At 62.1% G+C, this 21,654-nt stretch carries 24 protein-coding genes and 1 tRNA gene; 12 read left to right on the top strand and 13 right to left on the bottom strand.

Annotated elements, in window-relative coordinates; all coding sequences use genetic code 11:
* Positions 1-33: 33 nt before the first annotated feature.
* The 5 genes from DQ397_RS15375 to DQ397_RS15360 all read right to left on the bottom strand — a co-directional run bounded on the left by DQ397_RS15375 (position 34) and on the right by DQ397_RS15360 (position 4,573).
* Positions 34-1,614, bottom strand: coding sequence for a DUF5666 domain-containing protein (locus DQ397_RS15375; protein ID WP_306106459.1), 1,581 nt, complete (start codon positions 1,612-1,614; stop codon positions 34-36).
* Entirely contained in the window at positions 1,611-2,465 is an 855-nt protein-coding gene (locus DQ397_RS15370; RefSeq protein ID WP_043211678.1) for a DUF6502 family protein, read from the bottom strand. The genes DQ397_RS15375 and DQ397_RS15370 overlap by 4 nt, the downstream gene beginning before the upstream one ends.
* Positions 2,466-2,672: 207 nt before the next feature.
* A complete protein-coding gene (locus DQ397_RS24540) occupies positions 2,673-3,071 on the bottom strand; it encodes a hypothetical protein (protein ID WP_178113794.1) in 399 nt (132 codons plus the stop codon).
* Positions 3,072-3,527: 456 nt separating this feature from the next.
* Positions 3,528-4,301 carry an ABC transporter ATP-binding protein gene (locus DQ397_RS15365; protein ID WP_043212268.1) on the bottom strand — a complete coding sequence of 258 codons (774 nt, stop codon included), beginning with the start codon at positions 4,299-4,301 and terminating at the stop codon, positions 3,528-3,530.
* Between the two features lie 89 nt (positions 4,302-4,390).
* Positions 4,391-4,573 carry a hypothetical protein gene (locus tag DQ397_RS15360; RefSeq protein ID WP_080642114.1) on the bottom strand — a complete coding sequence of 61 codons (183 nt, stop codon included), beginning with the start codon at positions 4,571-4,573 and terminating at the stop codon, positions 4,391-4,393.
* Here DQ397_RS15360 and DQ397_RS15355 point away from each other — a divergent pair.
* Positions 4,572-4,886, top strand: coding sequence for a phage holin, lambda family (locus tag DQ397_RS15355; protein ID WP_080642113.1), 315 nt, complete (start codon positions 4,572-4,574; stop codon positions 4,884-4,886). The two genes, DQ397_RS15360 and DQ397_RS15355, sit on opposite strands and share 2 nt — an antisense overlap.
* Positions 4,887-4,947: 61 nt before the next feature.
* On the opposite strand, the gene DQ397_RS15350 is transcribed toward DQ397_RS15355, so the two are convergent.
* Positions 4,948-5,331 (bottom strand): hypothetical protein, encoded by a 384-nt coding sequence (locus tag DQ397_RS15350; protein ID WP_043212267.1) that lies wholly within the window; start codon positions 5,329-5,331, stop codon positions 4,948-4,950.
* Positions 5,332-5,832: 501 nt separating this feature from the next.
* Positions 5,833-5,920, bottom strand: a tRNA-Ser gene (locus DQ397_RS15345).
* 139 nt (positions 5,921-6,059) lie between these two features.
* On the opposite strand from DQ397_RS15345, the gene DQ397_RS15340 reads away from it, so the two are divergent.
* The 8 genes from DQ397_RS15340 to DQ397_RS15305 all read left to right on the top strand — a co-directional run bounded on the left by DQ397_RS15340 (position 6,060) and on the right by DQ397_RS15305 (position 11,871).
* On the top strand, positions 6,060-6,731 hold the full coding sequence (locus DQ397_RS15340) for a Bax inhibitor-1/YccA family protein (protein ID WP_043212266.1): 672 nt from the start codon (positions 6,060-6,062) through the stop codon (positions 6,729-6,731).
* 236 nt (positions 6,732-6,967) lie between these two features.
* Positions 6,968-8,347, top strand: coding sequence for a nucleobase:cation symporter-2 family protein (locus tag DQ397_RS15335; protein WP_043212265.1), 1,380 nt, complete (start codon positions 6,968-6,970; stop codon positions 8,345-8,347).
* Positions 8,348-8,435: 88 nt separating this feature from the next.
* Positions 8,436-8,828, top strand: a complete 393-nt coding sequence (tusD, locus tag DQ397_RS15330; protein ID WP_043212264.1) for a sulfurtransferase complex subunit TusD — start codon at positions 8,436-8,438, stop codon at positions 8,826-8,828.
* Between the two features lies 1 nt (position 8,829).
* Positions 8,830-9,189: a sulfurtransferase complex subunit TusC gene (gene tusC / locus DQ397_RS15325; RefSeq protein WP_043212262.1), complete on the top strand. Its 360-nt coding sequence runs from the start codon at positions 8,830-8,832 to the stop codon at positions 9,187-9,189.
* A complete protein-coding gene (tusB, locus tag DQ397_RS15320) occupies positions 9,189-9,485 on the top strand; it encodes a sulfurtransferase complex subunit TusB (RefSeq protein ID WP_043212260.1) in 297 nt (98 codons plus the stop codon). The genes tusC and tusB overlap by 1 nt, the downstream gene beginning before the upstream one ends.
* Positions 9,482-9,817: a TusE/DsrC/DsvC family sulfur relay protein gene (locus tag DQ397_RS15315; RefSeq protein WP_043212258.1), complete on the top strand. Its 336-nt coding sequence runs from the start codon at positions 9,482-9,484 to the stop codon at positions 9,815-9,817. The genes tusB and DQ397_RS15315 overlap by 4 nt, the downstream gene beginning before the upstream one ends.
* A complete protein-coding gene (locus DQ397_RS15310) occupies positions 9,814-10,815 on the top strand; it encodes a glycosyl transferase family protein (RefSeq protein ID WP_043212256.1) in 1,002 nt (333 codons plus the stop codon). The genes DQ397_RS15315 and DQ397_RS15310 overlap by 4 nt, the downstream gene beginning before the upstream one ends.
* 96 nt (positions 10,816-10,911) lie before the next feature.
* A complete protein-coding gene (locus tag DQ397_RS15305) occupies positions 10,912-11,871 on the top strand; it encodes a glutathione S-transferase family protein (protein ID WP_043212253.1) in 960 nt (319 codons plus the stop codon).
* Between the two features lie 33 nt (positions 11,872-11,904).
* Here DQ397_RS15305 and cysG read toward each other — a convergent pair whose 3' ends face one another.
* The 6 genes from cysG to DQ397_RS15275 form a co-directional block, all read right to left on the bottom strand.
* On the bottom strand, positions 11,905-13,296 hold the full coding sequence (gene cysG, locus DQ397_RS15300) for a siroheme synthase CysG (RefSeq protein ID WP_043212251.1): 1,392 nt from the start codon (positions 13,294-13,296) through the stop codon (positions 11,905-11,907).
* Positions 13,297-14,577 (bottom strand): serine--tRNA ligase, encoded by a 1,281-nt coding sequence (gene serS / locus DQ397_RS15295; RefSeq protein ID WP_043212249.1) that lies wholly within the window; start codon positions 14,575-14,577, stop codon positions 13,297-13,299.
* 28 nt (positions 14,578-14,605) lie between these two features.
* Complete coding sequence (gene crcB / locus DQ397_RS15290; protein WP_043212246.1) at positions 14,606-14,980, bottom strand: fluoride efflux transporter CrcB; 375 nt, start codon at positions 14,978-14,980, stop codon at positions 14,606-14,608.
* A complete protein-coding gene (locus tag DQ397_RS15285) occupies positions 14,977-16,302 on the bottom strand; it encodes a replication-associated recombination protein A (protein WP_043212243.1) in 1,326 nt (441 codons plus the stop codon). The genes crcB and DQ397_RS15285 overlap by 4 nt, the downstream gene beginning before the upstream one ends.
* A gap of 12 nt (positions 16,303-16,314) precedes the next feature.
* Positions 16,315-16,938 (bottom strand): outer membrane lipoprotein chaperone LolA, encoded by a 624-nt coding sequence (lolA, locus tag DQ397_RS15280; RefSeq protein ID WP_043212241.1) that lies wholly within the window; start codon positions 16,936-16,938, stop codon positions 16,315-16,317.
* 62 nt (positions 16,939-17,000) lie between these two features.
* Complete coding sequence (locus DQ397_RS15275) at positions 17,001-19,499, bottom strand: DNA translocase FtsK (protein WP_372240769.1); 2,499 nt, start codon at positions 19,497-19,499, stop codon at positions 17,001-17,003.
* A gap of 322 nt (positions 19,500-19,821) precedes the next feature.
* Between DQ397_RS15275 and aat the strand changes: the two genes are divergently transcribed.
* The 3 genes from aat (at position 19,822) to infA (ending at position 21,587) form a co-directional block, all read left to right on the top strand.
* Positions 19,822-20,502: a leucyl/phenylalanyl-tRNA--protein transferase gene (gene aat, locus DQ397_RS15270; RefSeq protein ID WP_043212240.1), complete on the top strand. Its 681-nt coding sequence runs from the start codon at positions 19,822-19,824 to the stop codon at positions 20,500-20,502.
* Between the two features lie 55 nt (positions 20,503-20,557).
* Positions 20,558-21,265 carry an arginyltransferase gene (locus DQ397_RS15265; RefSeq protein ID WP_043212238.1) on the top strand — a complete coding sequence of 236 codons (708 nt, stop codon included), beginning with the start codon at positions 20,558-20,560 and terminating at the stop codon, positions 21,263-21,265.
* A gap of 103 nt (positions 21,266-21,368) precedes the next feature.
* Positions 21,369-21,587, top strand: a complete 219-nt coding sequence (gene infA, locus DQ397_RS15260; protein ID WP_002553999.1) for a translation initiation factor IF-1 — start codon at positions 21,369-21,371, stop codon at positions 21,585-21,587.
* The last annotated feature ends 67 nt before the right edge of the window (positions 21,588-21,654 follow it).

The raw sequence follows: 21,654 nt of genomic DNA, 5'->3' as shown, positions 1-21,654 counted from the left end.
TTTGAAGCATAGCCGGGCGCAGGCAAACCGAGCCTAATGAGAACCAGAATGTTCAGAGCGCTCGAGCTTCTCAGGCCGTTCCACTTTTTCAGGGCGCTCAGGGCGCTCGACCTTCTCGGGCCGCTCGACTTTTTCCGGACGCTCGACCTTCTCAGGGCGTTCGACTTTGTCCGGCCGCTCTACCCTCTCAGGACGCTCGACTTTCTCGATGCGCTCGATCTTCTCGATGCGGTCAGGCTTGTCTGGCCGGTCCGAACGCTCGATCTTCTCAATCCGTTCGATCCGCTCAACACGCACGCCATTTTCGAAGACCTCAATGCGCTCGCGCGTTTCCACCCGATCACCGGATTCGCGCGTTTCGATGCGTTCTCGACGCTCTACGCCCCCCGACTCAGATACGTCTGTGCGCTCCACCTTTTCTCGGGCTGCGCCACTCTCGATGCGCTCGCGGGTGTGCCCCTGTTCATGGCTGGAGCCACGGCCAGCTTGCTTTGCGGATTCGACGGCTGTAGACGTTCCCGATTCGACTTCCCGAGGCCCATCGGACTCGCCCCCCTGAGACTGACGGGGCTGCACGCCATGCCAGTGACTGTCGCCGTGATGTTCATGCACCACCTCCACTCGCTGCGCGTGAATGATGCGCCCAGTGTCGAACACACCGCTGACGCGGACGCGTTGACCGATGGCAAGCGTCTCGACCCGTCCCTCGGTGGCGCGGTCGACCTTGGCTGTGAAACCACCGACTTCGATGCGATTACCCTGCTGTCCACGTACCAGCCCTTCGACCAAGGCGTTACGCACTCGTCCAGCGAAGGGGAAGCTTGGATCCCGGAGGGTTTGCGCCACATTCAGTTGTTGACCGTTCCAGGCGCCGCGCACCAGTACCTCACCCGTGGGTGGCAACACCTTATTCAAGGCCAGGCCATGCAAGTCGCCCGGTTTGCCGATATCACCGATGGCACTGACCTGGACCAGACCCGGCGCTCGATCTACGCGGCTGGCCACCACCTCGCCCTGCGCATTGCGCATGCCGCTGACACGCACCGGCTCGCCAATGCGCAGGCCCGGCGCTACCCGGGCACTTGCCGCCACCCGCACCGGTTGGCCCATGACGCGCATCGGCGTATCGCCGGATGCAAGCCCAGTCACCGGCCCTTCATAGGCATTGAGTATGGCAATGCTGCGCGCTTCCAGACCCCGACGGGACGGCTGGGCCTCGACGGCCACCACCTGGCCGATCGCCAATCGTTGACTGCTGGCAGGCTGGCCGTTCTCGCTGAGCGCCACTTTGTTGTCGAAATGAACCTCCACGCCATTGACGCAGATCGAACCGAATCCTGTGATGGTGCCGACGATGCCCGTGCCGCCCACACCACCTTCGTCCTGCGACGCACCGGTACCCCCGATGCCGCCACCGCCCGGACGCGCACCGGTCCCACCGACGCCTCCATTGTCAGGCGCGCCTGTCCCACCGACGCCGCCCGGCGCCATCATGCCTGTACCGCCGCTGCCACCCGGCTCGAGGCAGGCAGGCGCGGCACTCAGCGGCGCCGACAGGGTAAGCGCGCAGCACAGCGCTGCGAGCGAGCTCAGCAGGTGCGACGTCATGTTCATGGCTTACTGGCCTTGGTCGCGGACGCGGCCTCGGGCGGGCTGGGTTCGGCGTAGAAATAAAGGCCGACGGTGATGCGCTGACGGGCCTCAGCCGGCGGCTGTTCGCGCTCCTCGAGCTCGGCGGCCAGCTGGTTGAGCGTGAGCAGGAGCTGCATGCCATCGGTACGCACGGCGTCTCTGAGCTGCTGGACACCCGCCTGGGACAAGCTGTCGTAGTGCACGCTGCGCTCGAAGAACGGCTCGCCTGCATCGGTCAGGTTATGTACAGCGGCGCAGGCATGGTCATGCAAGTTGTGCCGAAAATAGGCGATCTTTTCCTCGAAGCCGCGCTGAGGGATGAATGCTCGGGTCTGCAAATGGACCTGATCGTCTTCATCGACGCACACGATCCCTAGGCGGAGCCACTCATCCAGCACGACACGGGCGCGGATATCCGTGCTCAGCGACGCGACCAAGGCATCGAATGACCGTTCGCCGCCCACACTGGCCAAACGCGGCAATGCCCGAGGTTCGCCGGGTTGTTCACAGAATGGCTCGTGGTTCAGCCAGATACTCACCAGATGCGCGCCAAAAGATACTGCTTCCGGCAGGCTGGCCTCGTCCTCCAGGACCTGGGACCGCAAGCGCCGGACGTCCTTGCGGTGAACCCCTGTCAACAGACTGATCCGACTGTCGCTGGGCGGTTTTCCATCGAGACGGAACTCGCGCTCAGCAACCTCTACGAAGACCTCCTTGAGCAGGTTGACGAAGCTACTGAAGGTCACTCCCTTTCTCAGCATCAACCGCACCAATGGCCGCATCACAGAGCGCAATGCCGGTAACAGGGAGGGCGGTAGAGTGGGCAGATGCATTGCAAAGCTTCCTTAACCAAGGGGGAGCGCACGGTGCTCATGGGCGGTACATTCGAGCACCTTGCCCTGCACATCACAACCGTTCAGGACCCGCCTCGTCGATGCGAAACCCGGATCGCTCCGGGTTTCGGCTTCCGAGGTTCAGCGGTCAGGCACCGCCACGATCATCACCAACATCATGATCGGGGCCATCATCGGCGCCGCGGCCTACACCGTGATCGTCGCCCACGTCGTGGTTAGGACCATCATCTGCGCCATGGCCGACACCATGAGGCCCGCCAGCGTCGTGGTTGGCACCATCATCGGCACCGTGGCCGACACCATGGGTACCACCGTCATCGCTGCCACGCCCCGAATTGCCATGGCCACTGTTACCGCTATGGCCTCCATCGCCCCCGTGACCTGAGCCACCATGGCCACCACCAGTACCACCATGCCCCCCACCGCTGCCGCCACCATGACCGCCTCCGCCGCCACCGTGGCCACCGCCGCCATGACCGCCACCACCTCCGCCATGGCCACCGCCGCCATGACCGCCACCACCTCCGCCATGGCCACCGCCACCGCCACCACCACCACCGCCGTGGCCACCACCGCCGCCACCATGACCGCCACCTCCGCCGCCATCCTTGGCGTATGCGCTGGAGAAATCACTAATCGAGTCAGGCACCAATGCCAGCGATGCCGAAAGGACGCCACCGATGGCCAGCGCCAACAAGCATTTTTTGAGCAGCATGACGAATCTCCGCTTCAGAGTTGCATTTCCGTACTCAAATCGAACGCAACAACCAATGAACTCCAGCTGCCTTGCGGGCAACCAGCCAACCAGCGGCCGTTCCTTGGTGATGAAGGTGCAGTAACTCGTGCACGTTCCCTTCTATGCCAGTCAGCGTTTTTATTTTGTGGGAATTTTTCCCACGTAATGAGATTAGTTTTTCACACTGGAGAGTCAATGACCGGTTATCCGGTTATTGGGTGCAGAGATCGGTCAGGGGAAGCCCCGCCCTTCGGGAAATGCCAGAGGTGGCTACAAAGGGCGCGGGTAAGACAGGCCAGTGGAGCTCACGCATGCCAGCAGCGGTACCAGCCATCCTGTTCGGTGATGCGCAGCTGCGTCTGGTAGAGGGCGGACAAGCGTTCGCTGGTCAGCACTTCGGCCTTGGGACCATCGGCGATGATGCGTCCCTTCTCGAGCAACACCACACGCTCGATCTCGGGAATGATTTCGTCGATATGGTGAGTGGTAATGATCATCGCATGGTCTTCACCGCAGAAGCGCCGCAACAGGTTGAGCATGCCCAGGCTGGCGCCCATGTCCAAGCCATTGGCCGGCTCGTCGAGAATCAGCGCTCGCGGCTGATGGACCAACGCCCGTGCCAACAGAAGCCTGCGTCGCTGGCCGGTGGACAGACGCTGGAACATGGTCTGCTCGTATTCGGCCATCTCGACGACTGCTAGCAACTGACGCGCCCGCTCGCGCTGCTCATCGCTCGGCTGCAGATGGCCATGGGCGCCAATGGCACCAAAGAAACCGGAAACCACCACATCCAGGGCCTGGGTATAGGGTGTGTAATCATCCTGCAGGTCTTGAGAGATGAAGCCGATGCGGCTTCGCAGCGCCCACAGATTGACCGTCTCGCTCCCGAACAGGCGCAAGTGGCTGCCTTCGCGCTCCACCGGGTAGAGCTCTCGGGTGATCAGCTTGAGCAACGTGCTCTTGCCGGCACCGTTGGGGCCCAGAATGGCGACTTTCTCGCCTTCGCCGATGTGCAGGGAAAACCCATCGAGCACGCGGGTCTGCTGCTGGAAGGCGGTCACATTGTGAATATCGATCATGGTTGGCTCATCTGAGGGCAAACGAACGCAGAGTGTGCCGTCGATGTACACAAACGGAAAGACATGAAGCGCGCCATGAAGCGCCAGTCCTAGAACATCTGCGGATTGTCGATTTTCGAGCCGCTGCAGACCATGCCGACATCAAGGCGATATCGCGCCGTTAAAAGGACACCTCCATGCCCCGCCCTGCCTGTAGCTTCACGAAAAACATTGCCGGTCTTGATTGCCCAGACCAGCCACAACCGAATGGCCATGAGGAAGTGTGCAATCATGATTGATCGACCTGAGGCCTGGGCCTGGCTCGAACGCTGGCTTCAAGATAACTGGCCAGGGCTGTACGCAGGCCTCTTGGCCTTAATCATCGCAGCGTTACGCGTAATTTATGGGGGCGGCTCGCTGCGACGAATGCTGATCGAAGCCCCCTTGTGCGGCGCCCTCGCACTCGCTGCAAGTCACGGCCTTTCGCTGATCGGCGTGCCAAGCGAAACCGCACCCTTCTTTGGCGGCGTGATCGGACTGCTCGGCGTCGAAGGCATACGTGCCGCAGTCATCAAGTTCTTCGTTCAGAAAAAGCCGTTGCCCTGACGCTGCGCAACGGCGATACAAAAAGCCCAGCTCAGGCTGGGCTTGATGAGGGGGAGGATATTCAGAGACTGGCTCTAGAACACATCAGCGCCGCATCGAGCAAACGGCCTTGGTCGTACCAGGCATCTCGCTGGTATGCCAGATATTGATGCTCCTGCCCTGAACCCTTGACTTCGACAAGGCCAGTTGCCTGGTTCGGGTCGGTACTGTCGACATATAGCGCGAGCACGTCCTGATGCTCTTGCGTATACGTCTTCGCGCTTGCCGGGAGCTCACTCTTCACACAACTTAAGTAAGCCGATGGGTTTTTCCCCGTGTAGCCCGAGGAATTGTCGTGCCCCATGCGGATATCAGGATCGTGTGTACAGCCAACAACGAAGAAACCCGCAAGGACCGACAGCAGCGCGCCATGCGCCAGCGTTCTAGGCGTTATGGAACTGTTCATGTGAAATCTCCGGCCACCCCACTGAAATGGATAGGTTCGGACCCACACTGCCCCTTTTTTGAAATAATTACTGCGGTTCGATTTTCGAGCCTACACCCTCCGTTGGTGTTTGGCGCGTAAAAAAGCTCATCTATTTCAATTCGCTATAGAAATGAAATCACCTCGTTCTATACAACGAATGGCACTCGTTCTTGAATGTACGGCACGATCTTCCCAAGCAATTAGCGGGCATAATCCACCAACTCAAGCGGCGCATCACGCTCGAACAGCATGACCTCGAACCAAGGACTCATCGTTGCGGAAAATTTCGAAAACAGTCTGATCTTCACGACTGCACACGAGCGCTAGGCCATCGTGGCCGAGCGTCATGCTGGGTCGGTCAAGGATTCGAGGTGCCGACCCTGGTCCGGGGCCTTCAGGGGATGACTGGCGGCATGGGCTCAGCAATGATTTGCCTACCCTAGAAATGCAAAAAGCCCTGAATAATCAGGGCTTTGAATGTGGCGGAAGCGTAGAGATTCGAACTCTAGGATAGTTGCCCATCGACGGTTTTCAAGACCGTTGCCTTAAACCACTCGGCCACGCTTCCAGGATCAATTTTGCGGCCGCAATCATACCGTAATGAAACAAGCTGTCAAACTCTCTGTGTCGCGGCTTGCAGTTGCTCTGGTATCCTCATTGCAACCATTCGTTTCGAAACCACAGATTCACACCACAGGAGTGTCGCCATGCGCGAACAGGATTATGCCGTCCACCACGGCCAGCAGGCCGAGCAGCAGGAAGTCAGCCGCGTCCTGCGCAACACATACAGTCTGCTGGCGCTCACCCTCGCCTTCAGCGGCGTCATGGCATTCGTGGCCCAACAGATGCGAGTCGGTTACCCGAACGTGTTCGTGGTACTGATCGGTTTCTACGGTCTGTTCTTCCTCACCGCCAAGCTGCGTGATTCGGTCTGGGGTCTGGTCTCCACCTTCGCACTCACCGGCTTCATGGGTTTCATCCTCGGCCCGATCCTCAACCGTTATCTGGGCATGAGCGGCGGCGCCGAAGTGGTGAGCTCGGCCTTCGCGATGACCGCCCTCGTATTCGGTGGTCTGTCGGCCTACGTGCTGGTCACCCGTAAGGACATGAGCTTCCTCAGCGGCTTCATCACCGCTGGCTTCTTCGTGCTGCTGGGCGCTGTCGTGGCCAGCTTCTTCTTCCAGATCAGCGGCCTGCAACTGGCGATCAGCGCGGGCTTCGTGCTGTTCTCGTCGGTCTGCATCCTGTTCCAGACGAGTGCGATCATCCACGGTGGTGAGCGCAACTACATCATGGCGACCATCAGCCTGTATGTATCGATCTACAACCTGTTCGTCAGCCTGTTGCAGCTGTTCGGCATCATGGGCCGTGACGACTGATAGCCCTGCTACTAGAAAGAGCCCGCTTCGGCGGGCTTTTTCATGGGTGACTTTCGAGTTCCTGCACACCCCACCGCGGGGCCAGCCAGCCTAGTGCCCTGCGAATACATGGACAACGCGTTATCCTGCTATAACCTGTCAGGCCTCAAGTACGGCCGCCTTCACGCATTTCCCCCTACCCCAATCCAGTCTTGCCCCGTAGAATGCGCTCCTTTTTTCATCCTGGGCAGCTTCCCATGAGTTCCATCGAACACGGGCCGGGCGCGACGGCGCCTGCCAATGAACTGGTCCTCGGTCTAGAGGACAAGCCAAGGCCGTTGATCGGCCTGCTGGCTGCACTTCAGCACCTGCTGGCGATCATCGTCCCGATCGTCACTCCTGGCCTGCTGATTTGCCAGGCTTTGGGGGTTTCCCCGCGTGATACCAACCTGATCGTCTCCATGTCGCTGGTGATTTCCGGTATCGCGACCTTCGTCCAGTGCAAGCGCTTCGGGCCGTTTGGCGCTGGGCTGTTGATCGTGCAGGGCACCAGCTTCAACTTCGTCGGACCGCTGATCGCAGGCGGTGCGCTGATGGTCAAGCAGGGCACCCCGGTAGAGAGCGTGATGGCTGCAATTTTCGGTGTGGTGATCGCCGGCTCCTTCGTGGAGATGGGCGTGTCACGCATCCTCCCGTTCGTCAAACGCCTGATCACCCCTCTGGTGACCGGCATCGTGGTGCTGATGATCGGTCTTACGCTGATCAAGGTGGGCCTGATCAGCATGGGAGGCGGCTTCACCGCCATGGGTAACGGCACTTTCGCCAACGGCGAGAACCTGCTGCTGTCGGGCGTTGTGCTGGCGATCATCGTGATCCTCAACCGCATTCCCGTGGTGTGGATGCGCAGCTGCGCCATCGTCATCGCCCTCGCCGTGGGCTATGCCCTGGCCGGCTACCTCGGCCGCCTGGACTTCACCGGCATGCATGAAGCCGCGCTGTTCCAAGTGCCGATGCCGCTGCACTTTGGCCTGAGCTTCTCGTGGGCCCTGTTCATTCCGATGCTGGTGATCTATCTGGTGACTTCGCTGGAAGCCATCGGTGACGTCACGGCCACCAGCAAAGTCTCGCGCCAACCGGTCGAAGGCCCGCTGTGGATGCAGCGCATCAAGGGTGGCGTGCTGGTCAACGGTGCCAACTCGCTGTTAGCTGGCGTGTTCAATACGTTCCCCAGCTCTATCTTTGCGCAGAACAACGGCGTCATTCAGCTGACCGGCATCGCCAGTCGCCATATCGGTGTGTGGATTGCCCTTATGCTGGTGCTGCTGGGCCTGTTCCCCAGCGTTGCCGGTGTGATCCAGGCAGTGCCTGAACCAGTGCTCGGTGGCGCAGCCATGGTGATGTTCGGCGCGGTAGCAGCGTCGGGTATCAACATCCTGGCCAGCACCCGCCTGGACCGTCGGGCACTGCTCATCATCTCGGTATCCCTGGCCCTAGGCCTGGGCGTGGCACAAGTGCCGGAGTTCCTCGCGCACATGCCGGCGGCGCTGCGTAACGTGCTGGAGTCGGGCGTGGCCACCGGCGGCATCTGCGCCCTGGTGCTGAATTGGTTCCTGCCAGAGAGCAAGGGCCAGGCCTGACGCATGCTTGCGTTGACCCAAAAAGCCCGCGCCGACAGGTGCGGGCTTTTTGCTTTATCATGGCCCCATCCCCTTGCACGAGCTTTCCATGAAATTCGCCATCGCGGTTTTTTCCCCGGCCCATGCGCCCTCCTCGCGTCGCGCCCTGCGTTTCGCCGAGGCAGCGCTGGCCGCTGGGCACGAGATTGCCCGGCTGTTCTTCTACCAGGACGGGGTACACAGCGCCTCGGCCAATATCGTTGCCCCCCAAGATGAACTGGACGTTGCCGCCCAATGGCGCGACTTCATCGATAGCCATCGGCTGGATGCCGTGGTCTGCATCGCCGCAGCCCTGCGTCGAGGCGTGCTGGATGAGAGCGAAGCCAACCGCTACCAGCGCCCGGCCGTGAACCTGCCGGCCCCTTGGGAGCTGTCGGGCCTCGGCCAGTTGCATGAGGCAGCACAAGTGGCCGACCGCCTGGTCTGCTTCGGAGGTGATTGAGATGGCCAAATCCCTGTTGATCATCAGCCGCCAGGCGCCCTGGAACGGCCCCAGCGCCCGTGAGGCCCTGGATATCGCCCTGGCCGGCGGCGCCTTCGATTTGCCCCTGGGCATGCTCTTTCTCGATGATGGCGTATTCCAACTCGCTCCCGGCCAGCAGCCTGGCGCACTGCAACAGAAAAATCTCGCTGCCAATCTCCAGGCGCTGCCGATGTTCGGTGTCGAGGAACTGTTCGCCTGCGGCCACAGCCTGGCCGAGCGCGGCCTGGCGGGTGACGCGCTGGAGCTGGCGGTCGAGGTGCTGGATGATGCAGGCCTGACCGCCCTGATTGCCCGTTTCGACCAGGTGGTGACACTCTGATGACGACCTTGCATGTAATCAGCCATTCGCCCTTCGGCGACAATCGTCTGGACAGCTGCCTACGCCTGCTGGGCACGGATGATGCTCTGCTGCTGTGCGGCGACGCTGTCTATGCCCTGCGCGCCGGCAGTGAGCCATGGCGCAAGCTCGAAGCCGCCGCCTTAGGTAACCGCCTTTACGCCCTCGCCGAGGATCTGCAGGCCCGCGCCATCGACAGCGCATTAGCCGAGCCTGTGGACTATCCGGCCTTCGTCGAACTGTCACTGCATTACCACAAGGTCAACAGCTGGCTATGAGCAACCTCACTGTCGGCGATCAGCAGATCGCCCTGGACAAGGACGGCTTTCTGGCCGACTTGCAAGCGTGGTCCCCTGAGGTCGCCCAAGCGCTGGCCGCACGCGAGAATATTGCGCTGACGCCTGAGCACTGGGAGGTACTGGAAGTGCTGCGCCAGTTCTACGATGAGTTCCAGCTGTCACCGGCCACCCGCCCGCTGATCAAGTACACCGCCCTCAAGCTAGGCCCGGAAAAAGGCAACAGTCCGCACCTCAATCGTCTGTTCAACGGCACTCCCGCCAAACTCGCTGCCAAGCTGGCGGGCCTGCCCAAACCAACCAACTGCATATGACCATCGCTCGTCCACTCACTTTGCAAACCCCGGCCGAACATCCCTTCGCTGAATTCGTGCGCATCCTCGGCAAAGGCAAGCGCGGCGCCCGTGGCCTGACCCGTGAGGAGGCCCGCACGGCCATGACTCTGCTGCTCGAGGGCAAGGTCGAAGACACCCAACTGGGCGCCTTCCTCATGCTGCTGCGGCACAAGGAGGAAAGCGCCGAGGAGCTCGCCGGCTTCACCGAGGCCTTACGCGCTCACCTGCAGCCCCCTACCATCAACGTGGACCTGGACTGGCCCACGTACGCCGGCAAGAAGCGCCATCTGCCTTGGTACCTGCTTGCGGTCAAATGCCTGGCGGGTAACGGTGTGCGCATTATCCTGCATGGCGGCGGTGCGCACACCGCCGGGCGCCTGTATACCGAGCAATTGCTGGACTTGCTGGACATCCCCCTGTGCCGCGACTGGCCCGCTGTAGCCCAGGCCCTGGAAGAGCGCTGCCTGGCCTTCGCACCGCTGCAGGACTGGGCCCCGCAACTGCAGCGCATGATCGATCTGCGCAACACCTTGGGGCTGCGCTCGCCGATTCACTCGCTGGCCCGGGTGCTCAATCCGCTGGGCGCACGCTGCGGCCTGCAAAGCATCTTCCATCCCGGCTACCAGGCTGTGCATCGCGAGGCGAGCCGTCTACTGGGCGACCATGCCGTGGTGATCAAGGGCGACGGCGGGGAGATCGAGGTCAACCCCGATGTGATCAGCCATCTCTATGGCACCACCGCCGGCGCAGCCTGGGACGAAGAATGGCCGGCGCTGAGTGCCCAGCGCCACGTCAAGCCAGCCACCCTGCAACCTGAGCACCTGTTGAAGGTATGGCGCGGCGAAGCCGAGGACAGCTATGGCGAACTGGCAGTGCTGGCGACCATGGCGATGGCCCTGCGTGGGCTTGGGCAAAGCCGTGAGCAGGCCTTCGAAACCGCACGCAACTACTGGACGCAACGTAAAAACATCGAATAAATCGATCCGATCGCCGCAGTCTTTGCGCTATTTATTCGAACAGAGTTGCCTAGACTGAGCTCCAACGACAAACGACTATGTTCCGAGGAGCTCACCATGGGCCTTTTAATCGACGGCCGCTGGCATGACCAGTGGTACCAGAACAGCAAGGACGGCGCATTCCAGCGCGAGAACGCCCAACGCCGTAATCAACTACCTGCCGCCGAAGCCGGGCGCTACCACTTGTACGTCTCCCTGGCCTGTCCCTGGGCTCACCGCACCTTGATCTTCCGTGCCCTCAAGGGCCTGGAACCGCTGATCGATGTCTCTGTAGTGAGTTGGCTGATGGGCGAGCATGGCTGGACCTTCGATCGTCAGCACGGCTCCACCGGCGACCACCTGGACGACCTGCAGTACCTTCACCAGCGCTATACCCAGGATGACCCACACTACACCGGCCGCGTGACGGTACCGGTGCTGTGGGACAAACAGCAAAAGCGCATCGTCAACAACGAGTCGGCAGAGATCATCCGCATTTTCAACAGCGCCTTCGATGAGCTGACAGGCAACCGGCTGGACCTCTACCCCGAGCCGCTTCGCCCGACCATCGATGCACTCAACGAACGCATCTACCCGGCGGTGAACAACGGCGTGTACCGTGCAGGCTTCGCCACCACCCAAGAGGCCTACGAGGCGGCGTTCGATCAGGTGTTCGCTGAACTGGATCACCTCGAGACCCTGTTGGGCCGTCAACGCTACCTGGCGGGGGAATATCTCACCGAGGCCGACGTACGTCTGTTCACTACCCTTGTGCGCTTCGACGCCGTGTACCACGGCCACTTCAAGTGCAACCTGCGTCGCCTGGCCGACTACCCGAACCTGTCCAACTGGCTGCGCGAGCTGTACCAGTGGCCGGGCGTGGCCGGGACCGTGAACCTGGAGCACATCCAGAAGCACTATTACATGAGCCACAAGACCATCAACCCGAATGGCATCGTGCCCAAAGGGCCGCTGCAGGATTTCAACCAGCCGCATGACCGCGAGCGGCTGGCGGGCAAAGGCATCTGGCAGGCTTGAAACAGCTGGGGCCGCTTAGCGGCCCCAATCATGTCACCCTTGTTGTGATCCTTCGAACCACGCCAGCTTCTCGCGTAGCCGCACCACCTCCCCGACAATCACCAGGGTCGGCGCATGCACTTCATGACGCGCCACCAGCGCTGGCAGATCCGCCAGGGTCCCAGTGAACACCCGCTGGTTACGTGTGGTCCCCTGTTGCACCAACGCCGCCGGGGTACTGGCCGCGCGGCCATGGCGAATCAGTTCGGCGCAGATGGTCGGCAGGCCGACCAGGCCCATGTAGAACACCAGGGTCTGGGCAGGCGCCACCAGATCATCCCAAGGCAAGTTGCTGGTGCCATCCTTCAGATGCCCGGTGACGAAGCGAACCGACTGGGCATAATCCCGATGGGTCAGCGGAATTCCGCCATAAGCTGAGCAACCACTGGCCGCGGTGATGCCCGGTACCACCTGAAACGGGATACCCTCCTCGGCCAGCTCTTCGATCTCCTCACCACCACGGCCGAAGATGAACGGGTCGCCGCCCTTCAGGCGCAACACTCGCTTGCCCTGGCGCGCCAGGTCCACCAGCAGGCGATTGATCTGCTCCTGCGGCACCGCATGATCGGCGCGGCGCTTGCCAACGTAGATCCGCTCGGCATCACGTCGGCACATCTCGATGATCGCCGGCGCCACCAATCGGTCATACAGCACCACATCGGCCTGCTGCATCAGGCGCAAGGCACGGAAGGTCAGCAGGTCCGGGTCACCCGGGCCGGCACCGACCAGATACACCTCGCCCCCTTGCTGCACCGGCGCACCATCGACCTTCGCCTGCAACAGGCGCTCGGCCTCGCTGCCCTGCCCGGCCAACTGGCGTTCGGCGATCGGCCCCTGAAAGACATCCTCCCAGAAACCGCGACGCTGGTTGACGTCCGGATACAACGCCTTGACCTTGTCGCGAAAACGCGCGGCCAAACCGGCCAACTCGCCATAGGCGGCTGGAATCCAGGCCTCCAGGCGCGCGCGGATCAGCCGCGCCAGCACTGGCGCGTCGCCGCCACTGGACACGGCCACTACCAAAGGCGAACGATCGACGATCGCGGGGAAAATCACCGTGCACAGGGCCGGCGCATCCACTACGTTGACCGGCAGGCTACGCGCCTGGGCATCGGCAGAGACCTGGGCATTGAGCACGGAGTCGTCGGTGGCGGCGATCACCAACCGGCAACCGTCAAGGTCGCCTGGCTGGTAACCGCGCACCAAGACCTCACCGCCACCCTCGCGGGCCAGCGCGGCCAGCTGGCCGTCGACCTCCGGTGCCACTACCCGCAGTGCGGCGCCGGCGTCGGCCAGCAGACGCGCCTTGCGCAGGGCGATCTCACCGCCACCGACGACCAGTACCCGACCACCCTGCAGCTTGTGGAACAGCGGCAGGTAATCCATTTAGCGGATGACCTCGACACCACCCATGTAGGGCTTGAGCACTTCCGGCACGCGAATCGAGCCATCGGCCTGCTGATAGTTCTCCAGCACCGCCACCAGGGTGCGGCCGACCGCCAGGCCTGAGCCGTTGAGGGTATGCACCAGCTCAGGCTTGCCGGTCTCCGGATTGCGCCAGCGGGCCTGCATGCGGCGGGCCTGGAAGTCGCCGCAGTTCGAGCAGGAGCTGATCTCGCGGTACTTGCCCTGGCTCGGCACCCAGACTTCCAGATCGTAGGTCTTCACGGCGCTAAAGCCCATGTCGCCGGTGCACAGGGCCAGGACACGGTACGGCAACTCCAAGGCCTGCAGCACGCGCTCGGCGTTGGCGGTCAGGCCTTCGAGCGCTTCCATCGACTTGGACGGCTCGACGATCTGCACCATCTCGACCTTGTCGAACTGGTGCTGGCGGATCATGCCGCGGGTATCGCGACCCGAAGCACCGGCTTCGCTGCGGAAGCACGGAGTGTGGGCGACGAACTTGATCGGCAGTTGCTTGGCATCGATGATCTCGCCGGCGACGATGTTGGTCAGCGACACTTCGGCGGTCGGAATCAGGTAGAAGTCCGCCTCGCCTTCACGGGCGATCTTGAACAGGTCTTCCTCGAACTTCGGCAACTGGCCGGTGCCCTGCAGGGCCGGCGCTTGCACCAGATACGGGGTATAGGCCTCCTCGTAGCCGTGCTCGCTGGTGTGCAGATTGATCATGAACTGGGCCAGGGCGCGGTGCATGCGGGCGATCGGGCCACGCAGCAGGGCAAAGCGTGCGCCGGAGAGCTTGGCCGCGGTCTCGAAGTCCAGGCCGCCGCTGATCTCGCCCAGTGCCACGTGGTCCTTGATCTCGAAATCGAAGTCACGCGGCGTTCCCCAACGGCGCACCTCGACGTTGGCCTCCTCGTCCGGGCCGACTGGAACGCTGGCGTCCGGCAGGTTGGGGATGGTCAGCACGATAGCGTCAAGTTCGGCCTGGATGGCATCCAGCTCTGCCTTGCCCTCGGCCAGCTCGCCAGCCATGCGCTCGACATCCGCCATCAGCGGCGCGATGTCTTCACCCTTGGCCTTGGCCTGGCCGATCGACTTGGAACGGGCGTTACGCTCGGCCTGCAGTTGCTCGGTGCGGGTCTGCACGGCCTTACGGCGCTCTTCCAGGGATTCGATGCGCGCGACATCCAGGCTGAAGCCACGGGAGGCCAGGCGATCCGCCACTTCCTGAAGTTGGCCGCGTAACAGTTTGGAATCGAGCATATCGTTCTCTCGTTATGTGAGTGTTGGTTCAGAATTTGGTCAGCGACAGGCCGGCCCAAGTGGCAAGCAGCCCGCCGATTACGCTAATACCGGTATAGCCCAAGGCCAGCGGAACTTGCCCACTTTCCATCAGGCGCACGGTATCGAGCGAGAAAGAAGAAAAAGTCGTCAGGCCACCCAGAAAGCCGACGATCAGCCCGGCGCGCAGCTCGACCGGCGCCAGCGGCTTGTGCAGGAACAAGCCATAGAGCAGGCCGATCAGCAGGCAGCCGATCAGGTTGACCGCCAGCGTACCGAGATAGAAGTGGCGTGGCCAGTGTGCCGCCACCCAATTGCTCGTGGCAAAGCGCAACAGGGTTCCGGCGATACCGCCCGCGCTGACCGCGGCGATGAGGCCGATCATGGCTTTCTCCGTTGCCGGGGGCTGGTGCGGTCCAACTCGGCCAGGTGGCGCAGTTTCTCCCCTATCTTGAGCTCCAGGCCCCGGGGTACCGGCTGGTAGTACTGGCGTGGCTCGAGCTGTTCGGGGAAGTAGTCTTCACCTGCGGCATACGCATCAGGCTCGTCATGGGCGTAGCGGTATTCCTCGCCATACCCCAGCTGCTTCATCAGCTTGGTCGGAGCGTTGCGCAAGTGCAACGGCACCTCCAGGGAACCGTGCTCGGCGGCTTCGCGCATGGCGGCCTTGAAGCCCATGTACACGGCATTGCTCTTCGGCGCGCAGGCGATGTAGGTAATGGCCTGAGCCACCGCCAGTTCCCCCTCGGGGCTGCCCAGACGCTCCTGCACATCCCAGGCAGCCAGGCACAGGCTCAAGGCGCGAGGATCGGCGTTGCCGATGTCCTCGCTGGCCATGCGCACCACTCGACGAGCGATGTACAGCGGATCGCAGCCGCCGTCGAGCATACGCGCATACCAGTACAACGCCGCATCGGGATTGGAGCCCCGCACAGACTTGTGCAACGCCGAGATCTGGTCGTAGAAGGCCTCGCCCCCCTTGTCGAAGCGACGCCGGCTGTCGCCGAGCAAGCTCTGCAACAGATCGACGCCGATCTCGCCGCCGTCCTCAGCGAGATCCGAAGCGTTCTCCAGCAAGTTGAGCATCCGCCGGCCATCGCCGTCAGCTGCCGCCATCAGCATTTTGAAAGCGTCGTCACCGACACTCAGCTGGCGTGCACCAAGGCCGCGTTCCTCGGTCAGGGCGCGGTTGACCAACTTGCGCAAGGCCGCTTCGTCCAGGCTCTTGAGCACATACACCCGAGCCCGAGACAGCAAGGCGTTGTTCAATTCGAACGAGGGGTTCTCGGTGGTGGCACCGATGAAGATCAGCGTGCCGTCTTCCACATAAGGCAGAAAGGCATCCTGCTGGGACTTGTTGAAGCGGTGCACCTCATCGACGAACAGGATGGTCCGGCGACCATACTGGCCCGCCTGCTGCTTGGCCACCTCTACCGCCTGGCGGATCTCCTTGACCCCGGCCAGCACCGCCGACACCGTCTCGAAGTGAGCGTCGCAGAACTGCGCCAACAACCGCGCCAGGGTGGTCTTGCCCACTCCAGGCGGCCCCCAGAAGATCATCGAGTGCAGCGCGCCCTGTTCCAGCGCCTCACGCAGCGGCTTGCCACGCGCCAGCAGGTGCTCCTGGCCGACGTACTCGTCCAGGTTGGACGGACGCAGCCGGGCGGCCAGGGGCTGGGCGACAGGTTCGCTTCGAAACAGATCCATGATGCGCTCTCATTACTCCTGGATGACGTCGGCGCCTTCCGGGATCTTGAACTGGAACTTGCTCGCCGGGATCGCCTCGTTGGCCTTGACCCCGTTGAACAGGATATTGGTGCGCTGACCCACGCTGTCGACCAGTTGCATGTCGTTGATCAGACCGCGGCGGAACGACACACGCAGAGAGTCGAACAAGGTGTCCTTGGTCTTGGGTTTCAAGGTGAAGTCCATGACTTCGCCCTGTTCCTTGGAGGTGATATCGAAGCTCTGGCTGATCTTGGACACATCACCGGACAGCAACAGCGCCGGGGTCTGGTTCAGTCGCACGTCGAGCTTCTTGATGGTGGCCTGCTCCAGGTCCGGGTCCCACAGGGTGACCTTCTGCCCGTCGGACACCACCACCTGCTCCTGAGGCGCATCAGTGTGCCAGTAGAACAGGCCTGGGCGTTTGACGGACATCTCGCCACTGGTTTCCTGCAAGCTCGTGCCGCTGGCATCGAGGGTAAGTTGTGAGAAACGAGCCGAGATGGTCTGCGACTTCTCCAGCAACTGGGTCAGGCGTGCAACGTCCTTCTCATCGGCCTGGGCCGACACAGCGCCCAGGGCCAGGGCAGAAACCAACAGCATGCGAATCGCGCGCATGGGAATCCTCGTTGAACAGTGAATGGGCCGGGCGCCGCCTTCGACGTCCGGCAAGGTGATCATCAATCGCGTGGGCCGCCCGGGGCAATCACTTCCCGCGAGCCGTTGCTGTTCATGGGGGTGACCACACCGGCCATCTCCATCGCCTCGATCATCCGCGCGGCGCGGTTATAGCCGATCTTCAACTTGCGCTGCACTGCGGAAATGGACGCCCGACGACTTTCCAGTACGAACTGCACGGCTTCGTCGTACAACGCATCGGCTTCCGGATCGTCGCCATCGCCGCCGCCACCACCGCCGCCCTCGAAGCCGCTACCGGCTTCCTCGACGCCGTTGAGGATGTCGTCGTTGTAGTCCGGCGCGCCGCGCAGCTTCCAGGCTTCGACGACCCGGTGCACCTCGTCGTCGGAGACGAACGCACCATGCACACGGATCGGCAGGCTGGTGCCCGGCGGCATGTAGAGCATGTCACCGTGACCGAGCAACTGCTCGGCGCCACCCTGGTCGATGATGGTCCGAGAGTCGATCTTGCTGGACACCTGGAACGCCATGCGGGTCGGAATGTTGGCCTTGATCAGGCCGGTGATCACATCCACCGACGGACGCTGGGTGGCAAGAATCAGGTGAATACCGGCGGCCCGTGCCTTCTGGGCGATACGGGCGATCAGCTCTTCGACCTTCTTGCCGACGATCATCATCATGTCGGCGAACTCGTCGACGATCACCACGATGGTCGGCAGCGTCTTCAGCGCAGGCGGCTCGTCGTCCATGCTCTCGCGGCGGTACAGCGGGTCGTGGATGACCTCGCCGGCCTCCTGGGCATCCTTGATCTTGCGGTTGAAGCCCGCCAGGTTCCGCACGCCCATGGCGGCCATCAGCTTGTAGCGCCGCTCCATCTCGGCCACGCTCCAGCGCAGTGCATTGGCGGCGTCCTTCATGTCAGTGACCACCGGGCAGAGCAGATGCGGAATACCCTCGTAGATCGACAGCTCGAGCATCTTCGGGTCGATCATGATCAACCGCGCATCTTCAGGACTGGATTTGAACAGGATCGACAGGATCATGGCGTTGACACCCACCGACTTACCGGAACCGGTGGTACCGGCCACCAGCAGGTGCGGCATCTTGGCAAGGTCAGTGATCACCGGCTTGCCGCCGATGTCATGGCCCAGGGCCAGGGTGACCGGCGACTTTTGCTCGTCGTACTGCGGCGTGGACAGCACCTCGGAGAAGCGCACCATCTGCCGGTTTTCGTTGGGAATCTCGATACCCACGGTGGTCTTGCCCGGGATGACTTCAACCACGCGCACGCTGGTCACTGCCAGCGAACGCGCCAGGTCCTTGGCCAGGTTGGCGATGCGGCTGACCTTCACGCCGGCGGCCGGCTGGATCTCGTAACGCGTGATCACCGGACCCGGATGGATCGAGTCCACCGTAACTTCGACGCCGAACTCCTTGAGCTTGATTTCCAGCAATTGGCCGACACCGGCCAGGGATTCTGGCGAGTACTCGATCTTCTTCTGCTCGGCCGGGTCGAGAATGGAGATTGACGGCAAGGTACCTTCCACGGCGCTATCGACGAACAGCGGTGCCTGCTTCTCCTTCATCACCCGCTTGCTCGGTTCAGGCGCCTTGACCGGGGTTGGCGGCATGATCACCGGCGCGACCGGTTGCTCGCGTGGCACCACAGGTTCGCGTGGTAGCACAGGCCGGGCGGGCGCTTCGTCACGTTCGCTGATGCGTTCGCGCGGCTGAGGCTTGATCGGCTCGCGCTTCTCGGCGGCCATCGGCGCCACATCGAGGATCGGCTCATCCACCTCGCGCAGTTGCGCCACCAGGCGCTTGCGCTCGTTGCGCGCTTCCCACCAACGGTTGGCCGCGCTCTGCACCAGTTCGAACAGATCGAGCGTGATCTTGCCGGTGATGTCCATCACCTTGAACCAGGACAGGTCGGTGAAGACCGTCAGGCCGAACAGGAACAGGGCGATGAACATCAAGGTGCTGCCCTGCACGTTCAACAGGTTGCGCGCCAGATCGCCCAGGCTTTCGCCCAACGCACCACCGGCAGAGAACGGCATGCTCGCCGGTGGATGGAAATGGATATGCGCCAGCGCCGCGCCCGACAGCACCAGGAATACCAACCCGATCAACCGCCAGGAAAACAGCCAGCCGCTCCACTGCCAGGGCTGGTGACGCTCGCGGAAGATCTGCCAGGTCTTGATCGCCAGCAGCAACGGGAAGATATAGGCGAAGTAGCCCAGCACCATGAACAGGATATCGGCAAAGTAGGCACCGGCGCGGCCAGCGGCGTTCTGCACCTGTTCGGCATTGCTGGTGTGACTGAAGCCTGGGTCCGACGTGTCGTAGGTCAGCAGTGCCATCCACAGGTACAGGCACAGGGCGCCGACAGCGATCAGCGCACCTTCCTTGAGGCGGTAATGCAGCTGCTGTCGCCACAGGGGCACGGGCAAAGGGGGCGGGGTTGCGGTGGATTTCTTCAAAACGCGTCTATTCCTGCGCTTGCTGCGCGTCCAGTAGTGATCGACCCGGTGTCCGGTCAATGAACCACTACTTTTAACATTACTGCCCGCCAGCCGCCATGGCGGCACGCCAGGTGAGGCTGGAGCGGCGCGGATTTCCTATGGGTGCAATTTGAGCACGCATTTTCTTTCGTGACAAAGGCTTATGCTGTGTTTTTGCACAGGTATGACAGCAAATGTGCCGGATGGTGCCAATGGACGCCTGAATGGTCAGGAAATTACCTCGCAAAGTGCCAGCCTGCGCCCAGACGCGCCAACGGCTGACACCACAAGGCCACACATTGACCTCACACCACCAGCGCGCCATGCTGGTTGCCCTCCCCTCCCCCACCGCCGAAAGACCATGCTCACCTGGCTGACCCGCGACTCGCTGAACTTCCCGCCCCTGGAAAAAGCCCTGCACGACCCCAACGGCCTGCTGGCCGCAGGCGGCGACCTGACGCCGGAGCGCTTGGTGCAGGCTTATCGCCATGGCTGCTTCCCGTGGTACCAGGATGGCCAACCGATCCTGTGGTGGTCACCGGACCCTCGCACCGTGCTTTTCCCGGACGAGCTGCACGTATCGCGCTCATTGGCCAAGTTCATCCGCCAAGGCCATTACCAGGTCAGCTTCGACACCGACTTCCCCGCCGTCATCGCCGCCTGCGCCGCGCCACGCGATTATGCCGACGGCACCTGGATCACCGACAACATGCAGGCGGCCTACTGCGAACTGCACCGACGTGGCATCGCCCACTCGGTCGAGGTACGCCGCGACGGTCAACTGGTGGGCGGGCTATATGGCCTGGCCATGGGCCGACTGTTTTTCGGCGAGTCGATGTTCAGCCGCGCCGACAATGCGTCCAAGGTCGGCTTCGTAGCCCTGGTCGAGCACCTCAAAGCCGCCGGATTCGTGCTGATCGACTGCCAGATGCCGACCAACCATCTGCACAGCCTCGGCGCCCGCGCCATCAGCCGGGCCTGCTTTGCAGAGCACCTGGCACGCTATCTCGATACCCCAAACACGGCGACCTGGGCTCGCTAGGCGAGTTCTGCCAGCTGGCTTACACTTAAGTCAAAGTCTTACCGAGGGGTTGATCATGACAGAGCTGGCGCGGTTGAAGTTCTATGCCACTCAACCCCACTCCTGCAGCTATTTGCCAGAGGAGCAGGCCACTACGCTGTTCCTGGACCCCAGCCAACCGATGGACGTGCATGTGTATGCCGACCTGTCGGAAATGGGCTTTCGCCGCAGCGGCGATCACCTGTACCGCCCTCATTGCCAGAACTGCAACGCCTGCGTGCCCGCGCGCATTCCGGCTGCGCGCTTCATCCCCAACCGCCAGCAACGGCGCATCCTCAAACGCAACGCCGATCTGACCGTCACCGCCGCGCGCCCGGCGTTTCGCGAAGAATATTTCGACCTGTACCGCCGCTACATCGAGCAACGCCATGCCGATGGCGACATGTACCCCCCCAGCCGTGACCAGTTCTCCACTTTCCTGGTGCGCGACCTGCCGTTCTGCTGGTTCTATGAGTTCCGCCTGGAAGGCAAACTCATGGCGGTGGCCGTGAGCGATCTGCTGCCCAACGGCCTGTCTGCGGTCTACACCTTCTATGAGCCCGAGCAGGAGCGCCGCAGCCTTGGGCGCTATGCCATCCTCTGGCAGATCACCGAAGCCCTGCGGCAAAACCTCGATGCGGTCTACCTCGGCTACTGGATCAAGAACTGCAAGAAAATGAACTACAAGACCCAGTACCGGCCCATTGAACTGCTGATCAACCAGCGCTGGGTTACCCTCAATTGAAAGCATTGGCTTGAAACACAGTTTTCGGGCATAATCCACGCCACTTTTTTGCCCGGTGCAGTTGCGTATCGGGCCATTCACTGGATACCGAGGGCTTTACTGCATGTCGAAAGAAGACAGCTTCGAAATGGAAGGTACTGTCGTCGACACCCTGCCCAACACCATGTTCCGCGTGGAGTTGGAAAACGGGCACGTCGTAACCGCGCACATCTCCGGAAAGATGCGCAAGAACTACATCCGCATTCTCACTGGCGACAAGGTCCGCGTCGAACTGACGCCATATGACCTGAGCAAGGGCCGCATCACCTATCGCGCCCGCTGAGTCTCAGCCAATAAAAAGCCCGGCCAATGTGCCGGGCTTTTTTGTGCTCGCTCGAATGCAGAAGGTC

It is taken from the genome of Pseudomonas sp. CK-NBRI-02, assembly GCF_008124495.1.
In the GTDB taxonomy this organism is placed as follows: domain Bacteria; phylum Pseudomonadota; class Gammaproteobacteria; order Pseudomonadales; family Pseudomonadaceae; genus Aquipseudomonas; species Aquipseudomonas guariconensis.
The sequence above is the reverse complement of the archived record's forward strand: the minus strand, read 5'-3'. Positions and strand labels throughout refer to the sequence as shown.